The organism is Polaromonas sp., from assembly GCF_035638815.1.
Taxonomy (GTDB): Bacteria; Pseudomonadota; Gammaproteobacteria; order Burkholderiales; family Burkholderiaceae_C; genus Polaromonas.
This window is the reverse complement of record NZ_DASQZG010000019.1, coordinates 1-16,602: the sequence shown is the minus strand read 5'-3', so window position 1 is coordinate 16,602 and position 16,602 is coordinate 1. Positions and strand designations below refer to the sequence as shown.

The window sequence follows — 16,602 nt, the reverse complement described above, 5'->3', positions numbered from 1 at the left end:
CACAACCCCGGTTTGTTACACCCTTTGAGGCCTGAGCGGCACGGAAGGACGGGGCATCGTTCCTCCTTACTATTTGCAGCATGCATAAACTACGTGCCCAAGCTGAAGCGCAAGCAAAATACCAGCGTCATTACGAATTTGGCCTGGTTGCTGGCATCATTCTGGGCGTCCTGCTTGCTGCGGCGATTTGTTACTACGAAATTGCCCGCGACAAGCAGGTAACAATCTCCACGAGCGTTCGCCTGACGGAATCGCTGGCACAAAGCCTGGAAGGGCAGATCAACTCCACCCTCAGGGATGCTGAAAACGCCGCTACTTCGGCGATCATCCTGATCGAAAATTCAGGGGGCCTTCAGGGATTTCGTTCCGAAAAGCATTTGCACGACGAACTCAAGCGCGAGCTGTGGAACGAATCGTCTACCCGGCGCCTGATGGCTCTCGATCTTGGGGGGCGGGTGGTTGCCTCGTCTGCCGAATATCCCCTGCCTCCCAAGAGTGTGGTCCGCGAGCTTGGACGGGTGGTAGCTTCGGCCCAACCTGGTGGGCGTAACTTTCGATTGGAGCTGCCACAGCAAAGCGTGATGGATGGCCAGCTTGTCATCCCCTATTCCAGTGATGTCTACGACTCCAAGGGCACAATTATTGGCACGATCCGGGCGGAATTGAGGGTTGATGAGTTCCTGAAACGTTATGGCAGCATCGCTGCCCTCAGTCAGGGCGCTATTGTCTTGATGACGGTTGATGGCTACACCATGCTGCGTGCGCCGCTCGCAGGGTGGCCGTTGGGCGAGCGCCCTGCAGATGTGCAGTCATTTCTCGACCAGGCAACGGGTCAGTTTGGGAATCTCGAATACACACCTGAGCGCGACGGGATCCGGCGCTACTACTCGTGGCGGAAGATGAAGGACTACCCATTCATACTGGCTGTGGGGCTGGAAAAAGACGGTGTTCTGGAGCCGTGGAGACGCCGGTCCGGAAATCTTGCCATCATGGTTGGTTCCGCGGCGGCGACCTTGGCCCTGTTTGCATGTCTCCTGATGGCTTATCTCCGCCAGCTGACCCGCAGGCACTCTGACATCCTGATGAAGTATTGGGCCGCCACAGAAAACTCGTCCATCGGCATCGTCATATCGTCACTGGAAGGCCAGAAACTACACGCAAATTCCGCTATTTGCGCTATGTTGGGTTATAGCAAGGAAGAGTTCATGTTGCTTCCATTTGGGTCCACACTGGTTCCCGAGTCTGCCCGAAGGCTCGCGTTGGCTCTGGACGACCTGCGGAGCGGCAAAACTCACTCGCTTGATACGGAACTCTGCGGTGTGACCAAAGCCGGAACGCCACTGTGGACAGCTGCTCATTTCACTGTGATGCAGGATGCCTCAGGCAAGCCCACTGAACTTCTGGTTTACAGCCAGGACATTACTGCTCGCAAGCGCGCGGAGGAGGAAATTCACGAATTGAACAAAAGTCTTGAGCGGCGAGTTGAAGAGCGAACGGTAGAGCTTTCGCGGGCAAACAAGGATCTGGAGGCGTTTTCCTATTCTGCAGCACATGACCTTCGCAGCCCACTCGCGGTAGTGGCGGGATATGCTGACCTTCTCACGCGAGACCTTGCCGACCCTCCGGAGAAAGTCGCGCTTTACCTTAGCGTGATAAGTCGGCAAGCCAGGCAGATGGCGTCTACCGTGGGAAGTCTGCTGACCTTGTCCCAACTGGGCAATGCGAAACTGAATAGAGTTTCTGTTGATTTATACGCTTTGGTGATCGCCATTCGCGATGATCTGATGGCTCAGGCAAGCGGCAGAAGGGTTGAGTGGCGCATTGGCGTTTTACCGAACGTGCGCGCGGATGCGGGGATGCTGCGCGTTGCGTTGACGAATATCTTGGGCAACGCGCTCAAGTACTCGCGTGACCGCGATCCAGCCATCATTGAAGTGGGTACGGTCGACAGCTCAGGCGCAACGCCTGAAGCCTCTGCTCATCGCGAGGTGACTTTCTTCATCCGGGACAACGGTGCGGGCTTCGACATGAAGCACGCCGATGATTTGTTTGCCCCTTTCAAACGCTTGCACACGGCCACAGAGTTCGAAGGTACGGGCATAGGTCTCGCAAGCGTGCAAAGAATCATCGACCGGAACGACGGTCGGATAACGGGCTCAGGTGAACCAGATCGCGGTGCGACCTTTGTGGTTACCCTTCCTGGTGCCTGGCTGGATTAGTCTGGGTTGTAAGCGCGCATCTTGCGCGACTTGTTGCCGCGGTACGTCTTTGAAATGGCCTGCCCGGAGGGGATCGAACCCCCGACCCTCAGCTTAGAAGGCTGATGCTCTATCCAACTGAGCTACGGGCAGAAAAAACGGCTACTGGCGAATGTAATCACAGATGCGAAAAAAGCCCACACAAGTGAGCTTTTTTGGAGGATTTAATGGTCGGAGTACAAGGATTCGAACCTTGGACCCCCTGGTCCCAAACCAGGTGCGCTACCAGACTGCGCCACACTCCGACAAGTCAAATATTATAGCTCGAAGAGTCGTAAATCCGGTGGGTTCCCAAATTATTTGAGGCACGTATTTGCCCACCTGGTGTCTAGCTCGCATGTCCGACATCCCTAATTACAGCAAGACGTGCCGATCCAGGCCACAAATCTGGCACATTCCAGCATTACTATCTCCGCTGCGGTCCGGCAAAAAGTCCAGCTTGTCCTGGCGGGTAAGAACGGGCCTCCTTTATTCAAGGAACAGATGCAAAGATCAGATCTTGCCAAAGCGCGGGCTTGCATAGAAGCGCATGTGATGAAACTGCGAAGATTTGTCCCGGCAGTCGCAATCGCCGGGCTAGCGTGTATTCCGGCGCTGGGCCAGGCCCGCAGCTTGGCCGAAATCGTCGCCACGAAGACCCTTCGCATCTGCGTTGCTGGCTCTGCTGCAGATTTCTATCAAGCCAACGGTGAAGCGTTTGCCTATTATCTTGGGGTGCGTCCGGAAGTACGGCGCCTGGGGACCTTTGACGAACAGTTCCACAACGCGTCTGGCGTGACCGAAAGGGCGCAAACCTACACTCCCAAGTTGTTGGCAGATGGCAGCTGCGACATTTTCCCCAACGACCTTCACATCGTCGACTGGCGCGAATCAAAGATGCGCATGGTGCCGTACTACATCGCGCGCAACGTTGTATTGGCTCATCCGACCATGCGGGGCGTGCTGACGGATATCAACTCGCTGGCGGGTCGCGTCGCTGCGGTGCAAAAAGGCACGGCCTATGAAGACTGGTTGCTAGCCGCCAATAAGGATGAGCTCGCATCCAACCCGGTGGTCATCAGGAATGCACCCACCAGTGACAGCGTGCGCATGGTGGCAGAACGGCAAGCGGATTTCACCATCATCGGCACTGAAAGCGCTTTTCGCTGGACGCGAACGGAAATGGCGAACATGACCATATTGTTCCCTGTCAGTTCGTCGGTTCAGGTTGGCTGGGGCGTCAACGCGTCGGCCACAGACCTTGCGCAGTCGCTGCAACGCTTCTTCAACGACAGCATGCAGATCGATTCGTTGCTCGACAAAAACTGGCGTACCCGCAGGCTCATTTCCCTGGTGGAATACCATCTTTTCGAGGCCAGCTTTCGAGACGAAGGATTCGATTGGCAAGAGGCTCTGCGATGGCTGCTGCCCTTGCTTGCAGTCGTTCTGGGATTTTTCGCTTTCTTTGTGATCTGGAACCGGCGTCTCCAAAAGGAAGTGGTTAACCGCAAGGCTGCAGAGCTGTCGATGCGCCAGGCTCATGCGGAGATCGCTGCGGTTTTCGACTCTGCCAGCCTTGGCATCGGCATGATGCGCGACGGCAAGCTGGAGCACTGGAATCGGGCGATGGAAACCATGTTCGGGTATGACGAAGGGGAATTCAAGACTGCTCCCCAATACCGTCCCTTCTGGAACTCCGAAGAGGAGCGAGCCGCTGAGCTGCCACGCATCCGCGAGCGCCTGGCGCGTGGGGAAACGCACAACGTCGAGAAGCTGATGACTCGCAAGGATGGAAGCACATTCTGGTGCCATCTGATGGGCCGTGCCATTGAGGGGCCGGACAAGGCAGTCGAAGGTAAGGTGTGGCTGGCAGAGGACATTACCGAAGCCAAGCTGGCGCAGGAAGAGTTGCGCATGGCAGCCGAGCGCCTGAACCTGGCGCAGGAGGCCGGCAACATCGGGCTGTTCGATGTCGATTTCGTGACTGGGCGCGACTATTGGACGCCACAACTGGAGGCCTTGTTCGGTCTGGAGGTAGGAGACTTTGGCGGAACAATGGAAGCCTGGAAAGCGCTGCTTCATCCAGATGACGCCGAGCAGGCCAGCCTGGACTACCAGAAGGCTGTGGCCAGCGACGCGGATCGGTTTGAGATTGATTTCCGCATCATTCGTACCGATGGGGCGGTGCGCACTTTCAAGTCGCTGAGCCGGTTCGTGCGCGCGCCGGACGGCACGGCATTGCGTGCCACCGGTGTCAACGTCGATATCACCGCACTGGTCGAGGCGCGGGCCCAGGCCGAAGAAGCCACCCGTGCAAAGTCGATCTTCCTGGCCAACATGAGCCACGAAATCCGCACACCGATGAGCGCCATCATCGGTCTGTCCAGCATCGCGCTGAAGTCCGATTTGCAGCCAAAACAGCGCGACTATGTTTTCAAGATCAACAGGGCGGGCAACCTGCTGCTCGGCATCATCAATGACATCCTGGATGTTTCCAAGGTGGAGGCCGGCAAGATTGAGATCGAACAGGTGAATTTCAGGCTTGAGGACGTGCTTGACAACGCAGTGACGATGGTGGCGCACAAAGCTGAGGAAAAAGGTCTTGATATGCGAATCGAAGTCGCAGACGACGTCCCACAGGCCCTAGTCGGCGATCCTTTGCGCCTGGGGCAGATTCTGATTAATCTTCTGGGCAATGCAGTCAAGTTCACCGAAGAGGGCCGGGTTGCCATTTCTGTGAGTTGCATGGAGCGCACGGCCGAAAAGGTGCAACTGCGCGTGGAAGTCAAAGACACCGGCATTGGCATGACGCCGGAACAAGCGGGCAAGCTGTTCCAGGCATTCACCCAGGCGGAAGGTTCCACCGCGCGCAAATACGGTGGCACGGGGCTTGGACTGACCATTGCCAAGCGCCTGGCAGAACTCATGGGAGGCGACATCAAAGTTGAATCTTCTCCAGGCGTGGGAAGCACCTTCTGGTTTCCGGCATGGTTTGGCCTGGACGCGCAAAGTGACGCAGCGGACGAGGGCAGGCGCGGCCCTGGATCTGACGGCCAAACGCCTGATCTTCGCGGCGTCCGCCTGCTGCTGGTAGACGACAACGAGACTGACCGTCATATCGCGGCGGAACTGTTGAGCGGCGCAGGCGCCTCGGTGAGTTCCACCAATAATGGCCCCGAGGCACTAAAAATGCTTCTTGCAGAGGCTGATGCCTACGACCTGGTGCTGATGGATCTGGAAATACCGGGTATGGACGGTGTGGAGACCACGCGACTCATTCGCGCCGAGCCGCAGCTGGCCGGTATTCCCGTTCTGGCTCTGACCGCGCACTCGATGCCGGTAGAGCGCAAGCGATGCGCGGATGCCGGTATGGTGGACCACATCGCCAAGCCGGTCGACCCGGAGGCGCTCTTTGCAACTCTTCTGCGGTGGCTCCCGAAAGCCGCGCTTGGAGAGAATGGTTCGGACCCGGATGGCGGCCAGATTCCAGAGGACGGTGGCGAGGAAGAGCCGGCCGGGCAGGGGTCCACTGCCGTGGCGTCTGCCCCGCACATCGCTCATATCGACGCGCTGCTGGCAAGCGGAAAAGCCACGGCCGTGGACTACCTTCGCGACAACGGCGAGCATATACGGCCGCTGTTCGCGGGGCGCGGCTACGCCCGCTTCGAGACAGCCGTCAACAACTATGAATTTGATGATGCGCTGGAACTTTTGAGGCAGGCGTCTACAACATGACCTTGCGGCCTGCTCCGTCCGGGAGCAATCAAGCCCGGCCGGGCGTCGGCGGAGGGGGAGGCGAACGCGTAGACTCCGGGGACGCGATCATTCGCGTGGATGCGTTGATCGAAATACGCGTGGCTGGCGCCGGCCCGATTACAGCTTTGGAGAAAACAGCATATGAGCATTGAGCAACCCACTTCGCGGCCTACCGTTCTGGTGATCGACGACACGCCCAGCAACATTTCGCTGGCGAACGCGATTCTTGGCGACACCTACGAGCTCAAGGTGGCGAACTCGGGCCCACGGGGTCTGGCGATCGCACAATCCGATCCGGTGCCCGACCTGATCCTGCTGGACATGATGATGCCCGGCATGGATGGCATGGAGGTCTGTCGGCGCCTGAAGCAAAGCGACGTGACACGCGATATACCGGTGATCTTCCTCAGTGGAATGGTGGGAAGCGGCGACGAGGAAGAGGGGCTCGAGGCGGGCGCTGTGGACTATATCGCCAAGCCGCTCAGCCCGGCCATTCTGTTGGCGCGGGTTGCTGCCCACGTCGAGTTGCGCGGCGCCCGTAAAAAACTCGCATTGTTGCAAGAACAAGCAGAAGCTCAAGCGTTGGATTTGACCGAATGCGGCAAGGCATTGCACAAATTTGAGAATATCGTCACGCATGACATGCGATCGTCGCTGAATCTGGTGAATGGCTTTGCAAATGTGCTGAAGAAAAAGCTCGCCGGCGAAGGTAACGAGCAGAACCTGAAATCGCTCACGTTGATTGTGTCCGGGGCCAAGCAACTGGGTGAGTTGATCGACAGTTGGCGCACGGTTCCGGCGCTTGTGCGTCAACCGATGCGGCCCGTGCCGCTGGACATGCGCGCACTGGCGGGGACCGCCGTCGAGGAGGCGCTGGCCAAATTACCTGACGCCGACAAACCCGAAATTCTCATGGAGGACTTGCCGCCCAGCACAGCAGACGAGTCTGCGCTACGACAAGTCTGGCAGCAGCTTGTGACCAATGCGCTCAGCGCCATGGCTGGAACGGCGGCGCCTGTATTACGAATCAGCGCCACCGTTGGAGAAGGGGAGGTTGTTTATTCTGTAGAGGACAACGGTTCGGGGTTTGTCCAGGAAGAGCACGATAGGCTTTTTGCTCCTTTCGACAGTCCCCTTGACAAGGAGAAGCGCAGTGGCCCAGGGCTCGGCTTGTTCATCGCTGAGCAGGCATTGATCCGGCAACGGGGTCGTATTTGGGCCGAGGCTCTTCCTGCTGGCGGCGCGCGCTTTAGCTTTTCGCTTCCGCAGATCGCGGCGACGCATCCAGCAAGCGGGGCGGCGGTCTAGGTGAAGTTGTAAGTGACGAGTGTCCCAAAGGTCGTGTACGACCGGGGCTATTTAACGGCCTCAACCTGCTCTTTCAAACGGTCGGACATCGGAATATTCAGAGCTTTGCCAAAGGGTGTCGGCGACAAAAAGTATTTTGAATACCATGTTTGCATGGTCCCCGCCTTCATCGCATCCGCAATGACGGAATCCGCCAATGCTTTCATCGCAGGATCTGCGCGGCTAATGCCGATTGCAAGAGGCTCCAGCGAGAGCGGGGTGGGCAGAATGTCGAAATCCGCAGAGTTTGGCAAAGAGCTTTTCTGGCTGGCAAGAAGAACACCGTCACGCGCGTAGCCTTTGGCCCATCCCAGTTGAAGCTGCGCAAATGCCGCGTCCGCTCCCACAGCCCGACTAACCTTGATCCCAGCTCCCGTTGCAGTGGAATAACTTGCAACTGCCTTGTTGGCGGTGGTCGTGTTGATGACAACTACCGTCTGGTTCTTCAGTTGGTCAAGGGTTGTGATCTTGTCCTTGCTGCGCACCATGACCTGAACGTTGTCGTAAAAGATTGGTGCCGAAAAACCAACAACCGAACCTCGCTCTTCGTTGGCAGAAAGGCTGTCGCACAGCATGTCAATGTGACCTTCGCGTAAAAGCAGGAGACGTCTGTCCACATCAACAGGTATGTATCTGACGGAGTTTGTCACGCCGGTCTGCGCAGCAAGCCGATCCGCAATGGCGTTGCAAAACTCTACTGCATACCCTGCGGGCTTTCCCGTAGCGTCATCCATGGCAAATGGCTGGGCTAAGGGCCGGTATCCAATATTTATCTGACCACGAGACTTTATTCTTTCGAACGTCGCCTGCGCAACAGCGGTCTCGGCAACAGAAGCCAAAACAATGATCGCGGCAACGAGCGCCGCAGGACGTGCAATTGGCATATATCCCCTAATGATGGGTTGGTGCTGAAGACGGTTGTCAAAGCATGCGCCAGCGTATTTTTCGCTCTCCCTGGTCATGCCCTTCCTCGACGAAGAGAGTAGCTGGCTATTTTGTGGTTAATGAACTTGCTGGTCAAGTGTCCTGTAAGAAGCAAACCACTCTTGCCTCTTCAGTTTTCTTCGCGTTTATGTGTAGGCGTATGTCGGTACTTCGACCGCGGGTAACGACTTCGCTCAACGATAAGCATGAAGACGATCTTTGCAATTATGATTGTTTGTAACTGTTCCAACCAAACCCTGTCACCATGTTTGATCGCCTGAAAAAAGTCTTCGCCGCCGGGGCTGCAACCCCGGATCGAACGGGGGCCTCCGACCCGGTGTCCGAGTGGGCGGGAACCCAGGGTTTTAACTACGCCAACGAAGGCATGGGCAATGGTTTTCTGCTGACGGGGAAAGTAGGCGGAAAAACCTGGAAGCTTGAACGCGGACTGGCGTCGCGTGATTACATTCGAGGCGAGGAGCTCAGGGCGCGTGCCGATCTCGGTATCAATGAAGATGCCGCGGTCCTCATCATGAATCGCCCGCTGAAAGAGGCGCTCGAAAAAAGGGCCTATGCGATTTATACAGACACCCTGCAGACTACCGCTGACCCAAGCCTGCCCGAAGAAATGCGCTGGCTCGCCATGTACGAAGAAGTGGGCTGGAACAGCCTGCAACCAGAGTTTTGGGAGCGTTATTCGGTGCTGGCAGATCAGCGCGACAACGCGCTGGCCTGGATTGACAACAATCTGGCAGAGCAGCTGTTGTCCTGGCCGACACCTGGCCCGGATGCCGAGACGCCATTTATCCTGATGCTGTTGCGCGGTAAAGCCTACCTTCGCATGCAGTATTCGCCTCCAGATATCGCAGTACTGCAACATGCTGCCGTAACCTACACCAGTGCCTGCGCCGCCGCACTTGCAGGTCTCGGGACCGACATCGTCCTCTAATTTAAGAAGAAACTGGATTTACCCAAGTGCTACGAGCGTAGTTTGCTATTTATTTAATAGCAAGCTGCGTCGGACGCATTTCTGATCTGCTTAACTGCCGCGAGTGATGGGCATTTCCACTTCACCCGGCATGGCCAGATGCTTGGCCAGCTCCAGCTTGGCAAGCGAGGCGCGGTGAACCTCATCCGGGCCATCAGCCAGCCGCAATGTGCGCTGATGAGCATAAGCGTAAGCCAGCGGGAAATCATCTGACACACCGCCGCCGCCATGCGCCTGGATGGCCCAATCGATGATCTGGCAGGCCATGTTGGGCGCCACCACCTTGATCATGGCAATTTCGGCTTTGGCGACCTTGTTGCCAACGGTGTCCATCATGTAGGCGGCTTTGAGCGTGAGCAGGCGTGCCTGATCAATCATGCAGCGCGCTTCGGCAATCCGTTCGTGCCAGACCGACTGGCTCGCGATGGGTTTACCGAACGCCACGCGGGTGTTCAGGCGCTTGCACATCAGCTCCAGCGCGCGCTCAGCGATGCCGATGCTGCGCATGCAGTGGTGGATACGTCCGGGGCCGAGGCGGCCTTGGGCAATTTCAAAGCCGCGGCCTTCGCCGAGCAGCAGGTTGGTGACCGGCACACGAACGTTTGTCAGGCGCACTTCCATGTGGCCATGCGGTGCGTCGTCGTAGCCAAAGACGTTCAAGGGACGGATGACCTCGATGCCCGGCGAATTGGCAGGAACCAGGATCATGGACTGCTGCTCATGACGGCCTGCGTCGGGGTTGGTTTTGCCCATGACGATGTAGATTGCACAGCGCGGGTCGCCTGCACCAGATGACCACCATTTGAGGCCGTTGAGAACATAGTCGTCACCGTCGCGTTCAATGCGGCACTGGATATTGGTGGCATCAGACGAAGCGACTTCAGGCTCGGTCATCAGAAAGGCGGAACGGATTTCGCCCTTGAGCAGCGGCTCCAGCCAGCGGTCCTTGTTTTCTTCGGAGCCGTAGCGGGCAATGGTTTCCATGTTGCCGGTGTCGGGTGCAGAGCAATTGAAGATCTCGGGCGCAAACGTGACCCGGCCCATGATTTCGCACAGGGGGGCGTATTCAAGGTTGGACAGGCCTTCGGGCGCGCGGGGCGAGTGCGGCAGGAACAGGTTCCACAGGCCAGCGGCGCGGGCTTTGGGTTTGAGCTCTTCAATGATGGTGGTCGGAATCCACGGGTTACCTTTGGCCCGGTTTTCAGCAATCTCCCGAAAAAACCGCGCCTCGTTCGGGTAAACATGCTGGTCCATAAACTTGAGCAGGCGTGCCTGCAGTTCCTGAACCTTGGGGGTGAAGTTGAAATCCATGAAAAGCTCCTGAGGAATGCGTTTTATTTCTGGTTAGCCGCGGCGCCGGCCTGGGCTTTCTGGGCAAAGTCCCAGGCCATGCGCGCCAGGGCGGGTGCGCCCTTGGCAGATGCCACGGCCTGCGCGCTGGCAGCGGTGCCGGCTTCAACCCGTTTGGCAATGCCTTGCAAAATGGCGGCGAGGCGGAAGAGGTTGTAGGCGAGGTAAAAGTTCCAGTCTGCCTTGATCAGTTCGGGGCTGGCAAAGCCAGTGCGTTCGCAATAAAGCCGGATGTACTCCGCCTCGGCTGGAATGCCCAGGCTGGCCACATCCAGGCCGCCAATGCCGCGAAAGGCTCCCGGCGGAATGTGCCAGGCCATGCAGTGGTAGCTGAAGTCAGCCAGCGGGTGGCCCAGCGTCGACAGTTCCCAGTCCAGGACGGCCAGCACCCGCGGCTCGGTCGGGTGAAACATCAGGTTATCGAGCCGGAAATCGCCATGCACGATGGATGTCATGGCTTCGTCACGCGCGCTGGCCGGGATGTTGGCCGGCAACCATGTCATCAGCGCGTCCATCTCGGGAATGGGCTCGGTGATGGAGGCGATGTACTGCTTGGTCCAGCGGCCGATTTGCCGCTCAAAATAATTACCGGGTTTGCCGTAGTCGGCCAGGCCGCGCTCGGCAAACCTGACCTTGTGCAGAGCAGCGATCACGCGGTTCATCTCGGCGTAGATTTCTCCACGCTGGGTTGTGGTCATGCCTGGCAAGGCCTGGTCCCAGAGGACGCGGCCTTCGACAAATTCCATGATGTAGAAGGCGCGACCGATCACCGCTTCGTCTTCGCACAGGCAATACATTTTGGCAACCGGCACGTCGGTGCCCTGCAAGCCGCTCATGACCTTGAACTCACGCTCCACGGCGTGGGCAGACGGCAGCAGCTTGGCCACAGGACCGGGCTTGGCGCGCATCACATACGACTTGCCCGGCGTGATCAGCTTGTAGGTAGGGTTGGATTGGCCTCCCTTGAACATTTCCACCGTTAGCGGCCCCTGAAAACCTTGCAACTTGCCTTCAAGGTAGGCGCTGAGAGCTGCGGTATCAAAAGCGTGCTGGGCTGACACCTCACGGGTGCCCAGGAAATGGTCAAAGTTGCTCATCAATTATTTTTCAAGGTCGGCTTCAGATATGCGCATCAGCGCTTCGCGATTGCGCACGACCAGACCGCCCGGTTCTATGCGGATGGCATCTTCGCGCTCCATGGCTTTGAGCTCCTGGTTCACACGCTGGCGAGAAGCTCCCAGCAGTTGCGCCAATTCTTCCTGCGCGAGTTGCAATCCGATGCGTACCTCGCGCCCGTCGCTGAGACTGCTGACGCCATAACTGCGCACCAGGTGAAGTAGCTGCTTGGCCAGGCGGGCCCGCAAGGGCAGGGTGTTGAGGTCTTCCACCAAACCGTAGAGCTGGCGAATGCGGCGCGCATGCAAGCGCAACATGGCTTCGTACAGTTCCACATGCATGGACAGGATTTTTTTGAAATCTGCCTTGGCCACGCAAAGGATGGTGGTCTCGCCATGCGCATAGCCATCGTGCGTGCGGCGATCGCCGTCGAATATCGCCACGTCTCCGAACCAGATTCCCGGCTCGACATAGGTCAGCGTGATCTGTTTGCCCGAAATGGAAGTTGAACTCACGCGCACCGCTCCCTTGGCACACGCAATCCACTGCTCCGGCGGGTCTCCCCGCGCGCAGATCAGCTGGCCGTCTTTGAAACGTTGAACGAAGGCGCATCGAAGTATGTCGTGACGGAGCGAGGGTGACAGGGATGAAAACCAGCGGCCATTGTTGATGGCCTCTCTTTCGTCTATCGTAAGAATCGGATCGTCCATAGTCTGTCTTTTGTGTGACTCAGAAGACTTCTATTGTCACGCCAGAGACGGCGTTGCGATCATCCATCTGTCGCCTCGGTGTCGCATGACGGCCGTTGCCCCAGGCGCCGGAGGAATCTGCCTCAGCTGTACCGGGGCGTTCTTTTTTCCAGGAACGCGGAAATGCCTTCCCCGCCGTTTGGGTGCTGGAGGTTTCGAACAAAATGTGCGCGCTCGGCGTCCAGGTGTTCGCTCAGGGTGTTTGAAGCTGCATCGTTGACCAGTTCCTTGATGCTGGCCAGCACATTGGGTGCGCGTGCATTGAGCGTATCTGCCAGCTTGAGTGCCTCATTGAGTGCGTCGCCCGGGGTCACCTGCCGGTTAACCAGGCCCATCGCGTGTAGCCGGGCGGTGCCGATGCGGTCGCCACACATCAGCAGCTCCGTGACCAGCGCGCGGGGCAGGGCGCGGCTCAGGGACCAGCTTCCACCCCCATCAGGCGACAGGGCAACGTTGCTGTAAGCCATTACAAAAACCGCATTCTCCGCCGCGACCACAAAATCGCAAGCCAGCGCCAGGGAAAAACCGGCGCCAGCGGCGGCACCTTCTACGGCGGCAATCACCGGTTTGGGAAACGTGCGAATCGAATCGATCCAGCTATGAAGGCCGTCAATGCTCTGGGTTTGGACTTCAGGCGCAAGCTCACGGTTGGTCTGAAGACGATGCAGGTTGCCGCCCGCGCTGAAGTTGACCCCCTCGCCAGTGATGACGACGCTGCGAATCTCGGGATTGTTTTCTGCAGCGTTGAGCGCTTCCACGCCAGCTGCATAGATCTCCGGTCCGAGAGCGTTTTTAAACTCCGGGTTGCTCAGCGTGAGTACCAGGGTGCTGCCGTCACTGGTGCTTTTAAGTGCGCCTGCCATGTGGTTTTCCAATCAGCGAAATGAGGAAGAAGCAGGAAATAGATCCCCTACAAGTGGGCGCCGCGGATCTGGCTCCGCCAGGCCGCAGGCGCTGCCCCCTTGAGGGGGGAAGGCGCTACACGAAGTGAGCGTCCGACGGGGGTGTTTCATATCCGACGGGGGTGTTCATTCTTCCTGGTGTAGCAGGCTCAGCCCAATAGCTCCCCGGCGCCGCAGCCACGGGGACGGGCGGTAACGCGGGTCACCATAAACAGTTTGCATGTTGAACAGCACTTCCAGAATGTTGGTGGGACCGTATAGATTACCCATGGCCAGCGGCCCCAGCGGGTAACCGAGTCCGAGGTTCACGGCAATCTCCAGGTCCTTGGGGCTGCAGATGCCTTGCTGGCAAATGTCGCTCGCGATGTTGACGATGGCGGCAACCACGCGCTGGGTGACAAAACCCCCGCTGTCGCGAATGACGCTGACAGCCTTGCCATCACGCGCAAACAGGGCGTGCGCAGCGTCACGCATGTCGACGCGGGTTGCAGGATTGGTTGCCAGCACGCGGCGCTTCGTCGATTCGTCATCGATGAGCATGTCGATGCCCACGGTGCGGGCGGGGTCAAGGCGCTCAACAACGGCAACGGTCGTGATATCAAATCCCAGCGGGGCAACCAGCGTCAACGCGGTCATCGACGGTGATGCCCCTGTTTCGATGTGGGCACCGAGATTTTTCAGAAGCTGCAGCAGCTCGGAACGACGGGCTGAACGGGGAGAAACCCAGACAGGCGGCATTTCAGCGACAGCGGGTGCAGCTACTTCTTCTGCGACCTGGGCGGCCCCGTCGACATAGCGGTAAAAGCCCTCGCCGGTCTTTCGGCCCAGCAAGCCGCCAGCCAGACGCTGGGCAGTGATCACACTGGGGCGGTAACGCGGCTCTTCGTAGTACTGCCGGTAAACGGATTCCATCACCGGATGTGACACATCCAGGGCGGTCAGGTCCATCAGTTCGAAAGGGCCAAGCTTGAAGCCGACCTGGTCTTTCAGGATGCGGTCAATGGTTGCGAAATCGGCGATGCCCTCGCTGACGATGCGCAAGGCCTCGGTGCCATAAGCCCGGCCTGCATGATTGACGATAAAACCGGGGGTGTCCTGAGCCAGCACGGGCGTGTGCCCCATGCGTCTCGCGTACTCGGTCAGGGCGTGACAAGTGCCGGCATCGGTCCTCAGGCCTGCAATAACTTCGACCACCTTCATAAGGGGCACGGGGTTAAAGAAGTGAAAGCCTGCAAAACGCTCCGGGTGTTTTAATCCCGCAGCAATCGCAGTGATCGACAGCGAAGAGGTATTGCTGGCCAACACTGTTTGCGACGAAACAACGGTTTCGAGAGAAGAAAACAGTGACTTCTTGACAGCCAAAAGTTCAACAATGGCTTCAATCACCAAGTCGCAATCGGCAAGGTCCTCCATGGCGGGCGCGAGTAACAGGCGGGATTTGGACTCGGTAGCCAGGACCGTGTCCATCCGTCCCTTTTCCACCAGCTTGTCCCATTGCGCGCAGATCGATTCGAGCGCCTTTTCCGCGGCGACCGCGTTGGCATCGAATAACCGGACCTGACTGCCCGCCTGTGCCGCAATCTGGGCAATGCCTCTGCCCATGGCACCCGTTCCAACGATTCCAACAGTTTTAAAGGGTGGTCTCATGGAAAAGTATTATCACGCAGCGACCTCGGGCGTTTGCCGGCCCCGTGCGGGGGATGTAAACTGATTTGGAAGGGCCGTCTCCCACAAGGGGCCACCCCGGGTCGGGCAGTGGTTGGAAGTGTCATTGTGAGCGGTGCCCCGCTTGCCAGCCGGACATGGCTGGTACGTTCAAGCTTGTCTGTCTATGCCAAAATCAATTACGTGATCATTCTTCTACGGAAAATCGGAAAGCGGGGGCGCCACCTTCTTGCGGGTGGCCTTTTCCTGTGCGCAACAGCCTCTCTGGCATTGACGCTGGGTCCGAACACACGATCGGCGGTACTCGGGCAACCGCTGGATATTTCCATCCAGATGATGCTGGATTCCTCTGACGATCCCAAGGCTTTGTGCCTCGAAGCGGACGTGTTCTACGTCGACAAGCAGCTGGACAGATCCAGCGTCGACATCGTTGCCGAAAAACTTGCAAACACCCAGGAGTCGGTGATCCGCATTCGCGCGGCGGCCCCTGTTGAAGGTCCGGTGGTGACCGTGCACCTGCGCGCTGGTTGTGTTCAGAAGACTTCGCGTCGATATGTGGTGCTTGCTGCCACCAAGACCCGCGCTGCGGGATCCGCTCGCTTGCAGGCCGGTGTGCAGGCTCCCGCCGCCGGCGCGGCCGCCATGGCGGGTGGTACAGAGGCTGGGCCAACCGCAGACAAAGTGCAGGCCATGGAGAGCGAATTGCGCCAGATGCGCGAAGAGCTGCAAAAAAATCAGGCTGCCATTGCGGAGAGCAAGGTGCAACTTGAGAAAGCCGAGACCAGTCGCTTTGTCAGGGTGGTCCTGTTTGGTTTGCTGGGCCTTTTGACTGTTGGCGGACTGATATTCCTGTCGCGCCAACGTTCGCCCGATGACGGCGGTCCCCCCGAGGGTGCGATGGAAGCCAGATCGTCTACGACCATGTCCGCTTCCGGCTCTGGCGGGGGAGCAGAGCTTGATCTGAACGAGTCGCTTTTTGACGAGCTAAAGCGACCGACCCGTCGGGCTGGGCCGGAGTCCATTCCGCCGTTGCCCCCACGTGACCGGGCCAAATTTTCAGTGAGCGTGCCTTTTGTTCAGCGAACGGTGAAGGTTCCAGAGCTGTTTGATCTGCAACAGCAGGTCGAATTTTTTAGCTCGCTTGGCCAGCAAGACAAGGCCATTGCGCTGCTCAGGGAGCATCTGGTCGACAACGTCAAAACCAGTGCGCTGGTTTATCTCGACCTGCTCGACCTGTACCACCAGACCGGCAACGAAGAAGACTATGAAGTCCTCAGGGCTGACTTCAACCGGGTATTTAATACGCAGGTTGCCTCGTTCCACCGCTACAGTTCGGCCGCTGTACCGGCTACGAGCGCTAATGGGGCAGTGCTTGAGCGGATACAGGGTGCCTGGGGTACTCGCCGGGTTCTTGACGTGATTGAAGATGCGCTGTTTCGTGAGCCGGGTAACCCCGCGGAAGTGCTGCACCTGGAGGCCTATCGCGAGTTGCTTTTGCTGCACGCTGTCGCCCGCGAAATCGGTGATCTGGAAGCCGGGGTGTCGGGACAGAGTGCAGATACCCGTTG

At 58.3% G+C, this 16,602-nt stretch carries 10 protein-coding genes, 2 tRNA genes and 1 pseudogene; 5 read left to right on the top strand and 8 right to left on the bottom strand.

The annotated features are described in order from the left end of the window. The first annotated feature begins 80 nt into the window (after nucleotides 1–80). Complete coding sequence (locus tag VE934_RS12810) at nucleotides 81–2,219, top strand: sensor histidine kinase (protein ID WP_324888064.1); 2,139 nt, start codon at nucleotides 81–83, stop codon at nucleotides 2,217–2,219. Nucleotides 2,220–2,274: 55 nt separating this feature from the next. On the opposite strand, the gene VE934_RS12805 is transcribed toward VE934_RS12810, so the two are convergent. Together VE934_RS12805 and VE934_RS12800 are read right to left on the bottom strand one after the other, a co-directional pair. After that, nucleotides 2,275–2,351, bottom strand: a tRNA-Arg gene (locus tag VE934_RS12805). A gap of 75 nt (nucleotides 2,352–2,426) precedes the next feature. Then, nucleotides 2,427–2,503, bottom strand: a tRNA-Pro gene (locus VE934_RS12800). Nucleotides 2,504–2,792: 289 nt separating this feature from the next. Here VE934_RS12800 and VE934_RS12795 point away from each other — a divergent pair. Further along, nucleotides 2,793–5,972: an ATP-binding protein gene (locus VE934_RS12795; RefSeq protein WP_324888062.1), complete on the top strand. Its 3,180-nt coding sequence runs from the start codon at nucleotides 2,793–2,795 to the stop codon at nucleotides 5,970–5,972. A 162-nt stretch (nucleotides 5,973–6,134) separates the two neighbouring features. Next, nucleotides 6,135–7,301, top strand: a complete 1,167-nt coding sequence (locus tag VE934_RS12790) for a response regulator (protein WP_324888060.1) — start codon at nucleotides 6,135–6,137, stop codon at nucleotides 7,299–7,301. Nucleotides 7,302–7,348: 47 nt separating this feature from the next. Here VE934_RS12790 and VE934_RS12785 read toward each other — a convergent pair whose 3' ends face one another. After that, on the bottom strand, nucleotides 7,349–8,302 hold the full coding sequence (locus tag VE934_RS12785) for an amino acid ABC transporter substrate-binding protein (RefSeq protein WP_324888058.1): 954 nt from the start codon (nucleotides 8,300–8,302) through the stop codon (nucleotides 7,349–7,351). A gap of 227 nt (nucleotides 8,303–8,529) precedes the next feature. Between VE934_RS12785 and VE934_RS12780 the strand changes: the two genes are divergently transcribed. Further along, the gene (locus tag VE934_RS12780) at nucleotides 8,530–9,213 is read left to right on the top strand and encodes a hypothetical protein (RefSeq protein WP_324888056.1); all 684 of its coding nucleotides are present in this window, start codon (nucleotides 8,530–8,532) and stop codon (nucleotides 9,211–9,213) included. A 90-nt stretch (nucleotides 9,214–9,303) separates the two neighbouring features. Here VE934_RS12780 and VE934_RS12775 read toward each other — a convergent pair whose 3' ends face one another. From VE934_RS12775 to VE934_RS12755, 5 genes are all read right to left on the bottom strand, one after another. Then, a complete protein-coding gene (locus tag VE934_RS12775) occupies nucleotides 9,304–10,563 on the bottom strand; it encodes an acyl-CoA dehydrogenase family protein (RefSeq protein WP_324888054.1) in 1,260 nt (419 codons plus the stop codon). 23 nt (nucleotides 10,564–10,586) lie between these two features. Beyond that, nucleotides 10,587–11,699 carry a phosphotransferase gene (locus VE934_RS12770; RefSeq protein WP_324888052.1) on the bottom strand — a complete coding sequence of 371 codons (1,113 nt, stop codon included), beginning with the start codon at nucleotides 11,697–11,699 and terminating at the stop codon, nucleotides 10,587–10,589. Nucleotides 11,700–11,702: 3 nt separating this feature from the next. Beyond that, nucleotides 11,703–12,428, bottom strand: coding sequence for a Crp/Fnr family transcriptional regulator (locus tag VE934_RS12765; RefSeq protein WP_324888050.1), 726 nt, complete (start codon nucleotides 12,426–12,428; stop codon nucleotides 11,703–11,705). 122 nt (nucleotides 12,429–12,550) lie between these two features. Beyond that, nucleotides 12,551–13,330 carry an oxepin-CoA hydrolase, alternative type gene (locus VE934_RS12760; RefSeq protein WP_324888048.1) on the bottom strand — a complete coding sequence of 260 codons (780 nt, stop codon included), beginning with the start codon at nucleotides 13,328–13,330 and terminating at the stop codon, nucleotides 12,551–12,553. Between the two features lie 165 nt (nucleotides 13,331–13,495). Next, a complete protein-coding gene (locus VE934_RS12755; RefSeq protein WP_324888046.1) occupies nucleotides 13,496–15,016 on the bottom strand; it encodes a 3-hydroxyacyl-CoA dehydrogenase in 1,521 nt (506 codons plus the stop codon). 201 nt (nucleotides 15,017–15,217) lie between these two features. On the opposite strand from VE934_RS12755, the pseudogene VE934_RS12750 reads away from it, so the two are divergent. Continuing rightward, nucleotides 15,218–16,602, top strand: a pseudogene (locus VE934_RS12750) (hypothetical protein); the annotation flags it as partial.

Coding starts and splice junctions, on each gene's coding strand:
- VE934_RS12795 (WP_324888062.1), top strand. CDS start 2,793: ATGAAACTGCGAAGATTTGTCCCGGCAGTCGCAATCGCCGGGCTAGCG.
- VE934_RS12770 (WP_324888052.1), bottom strand. CDS start 11,699: ATGAGCAACTTTGACCATTTCCTGGGCACCCGTGAGGTGTCAGCCCAG.
- VE934_RS12810 (WP_324888064.1), top strand. CDS start 81: ATGCATAAACTACGTGCCCAAGCTGAAGCGCAAGCAAAATACCAGCGT.
- VE934_RS12790 (WP_324888060.1), top strand. CDS start 6,135: ATGAGCATTGAGCAACCCACTTCGCGGCCTACCGTTCTGGTGATCGAC.
- VE934_RS12760 (WP_324888048.1), bottom strand. CDS start 13,330: ATGGCAGGCGCACTTAAAAGCACCAGTGACGGCAGCACCCTGGTACTC.
- VE934_RS12785 (WP_324888058.1), bottom strand. CDS start 8,302: ATGACCAGGGAGAGCGAAAAATACGCTGGCGCATGCTTTGACAACCGT.
- VE934_RS12775 (WP_324888054.1), bottom strand. CDS start 10,563: ATGGATTTCAACTTCACCCCCAAGGTTCAGGAACTGCAGGCACGCCTG.
- VE934_RS12765 (WP_324888050.1), bottom strand. CDS start 12,428: ATGGACGATCCGATTCTTACGATAGACGAAAGAGAGGCCATCAACAAT.
- VE934_RS12780 (WP_324888056.1), top strand. CDS start 8,530: ATGTTTGATCGCCTGAAAAAAGTCTTCGCCGCCGGGGCTGCAACCCCG.
- VE934_RS12755 (WP_324888046.1), bottom strand. CDS start 15,016: ATGAGACCACCCTTTAAAACTGTTGGAATCGTTGGAACGGGTGCCATG.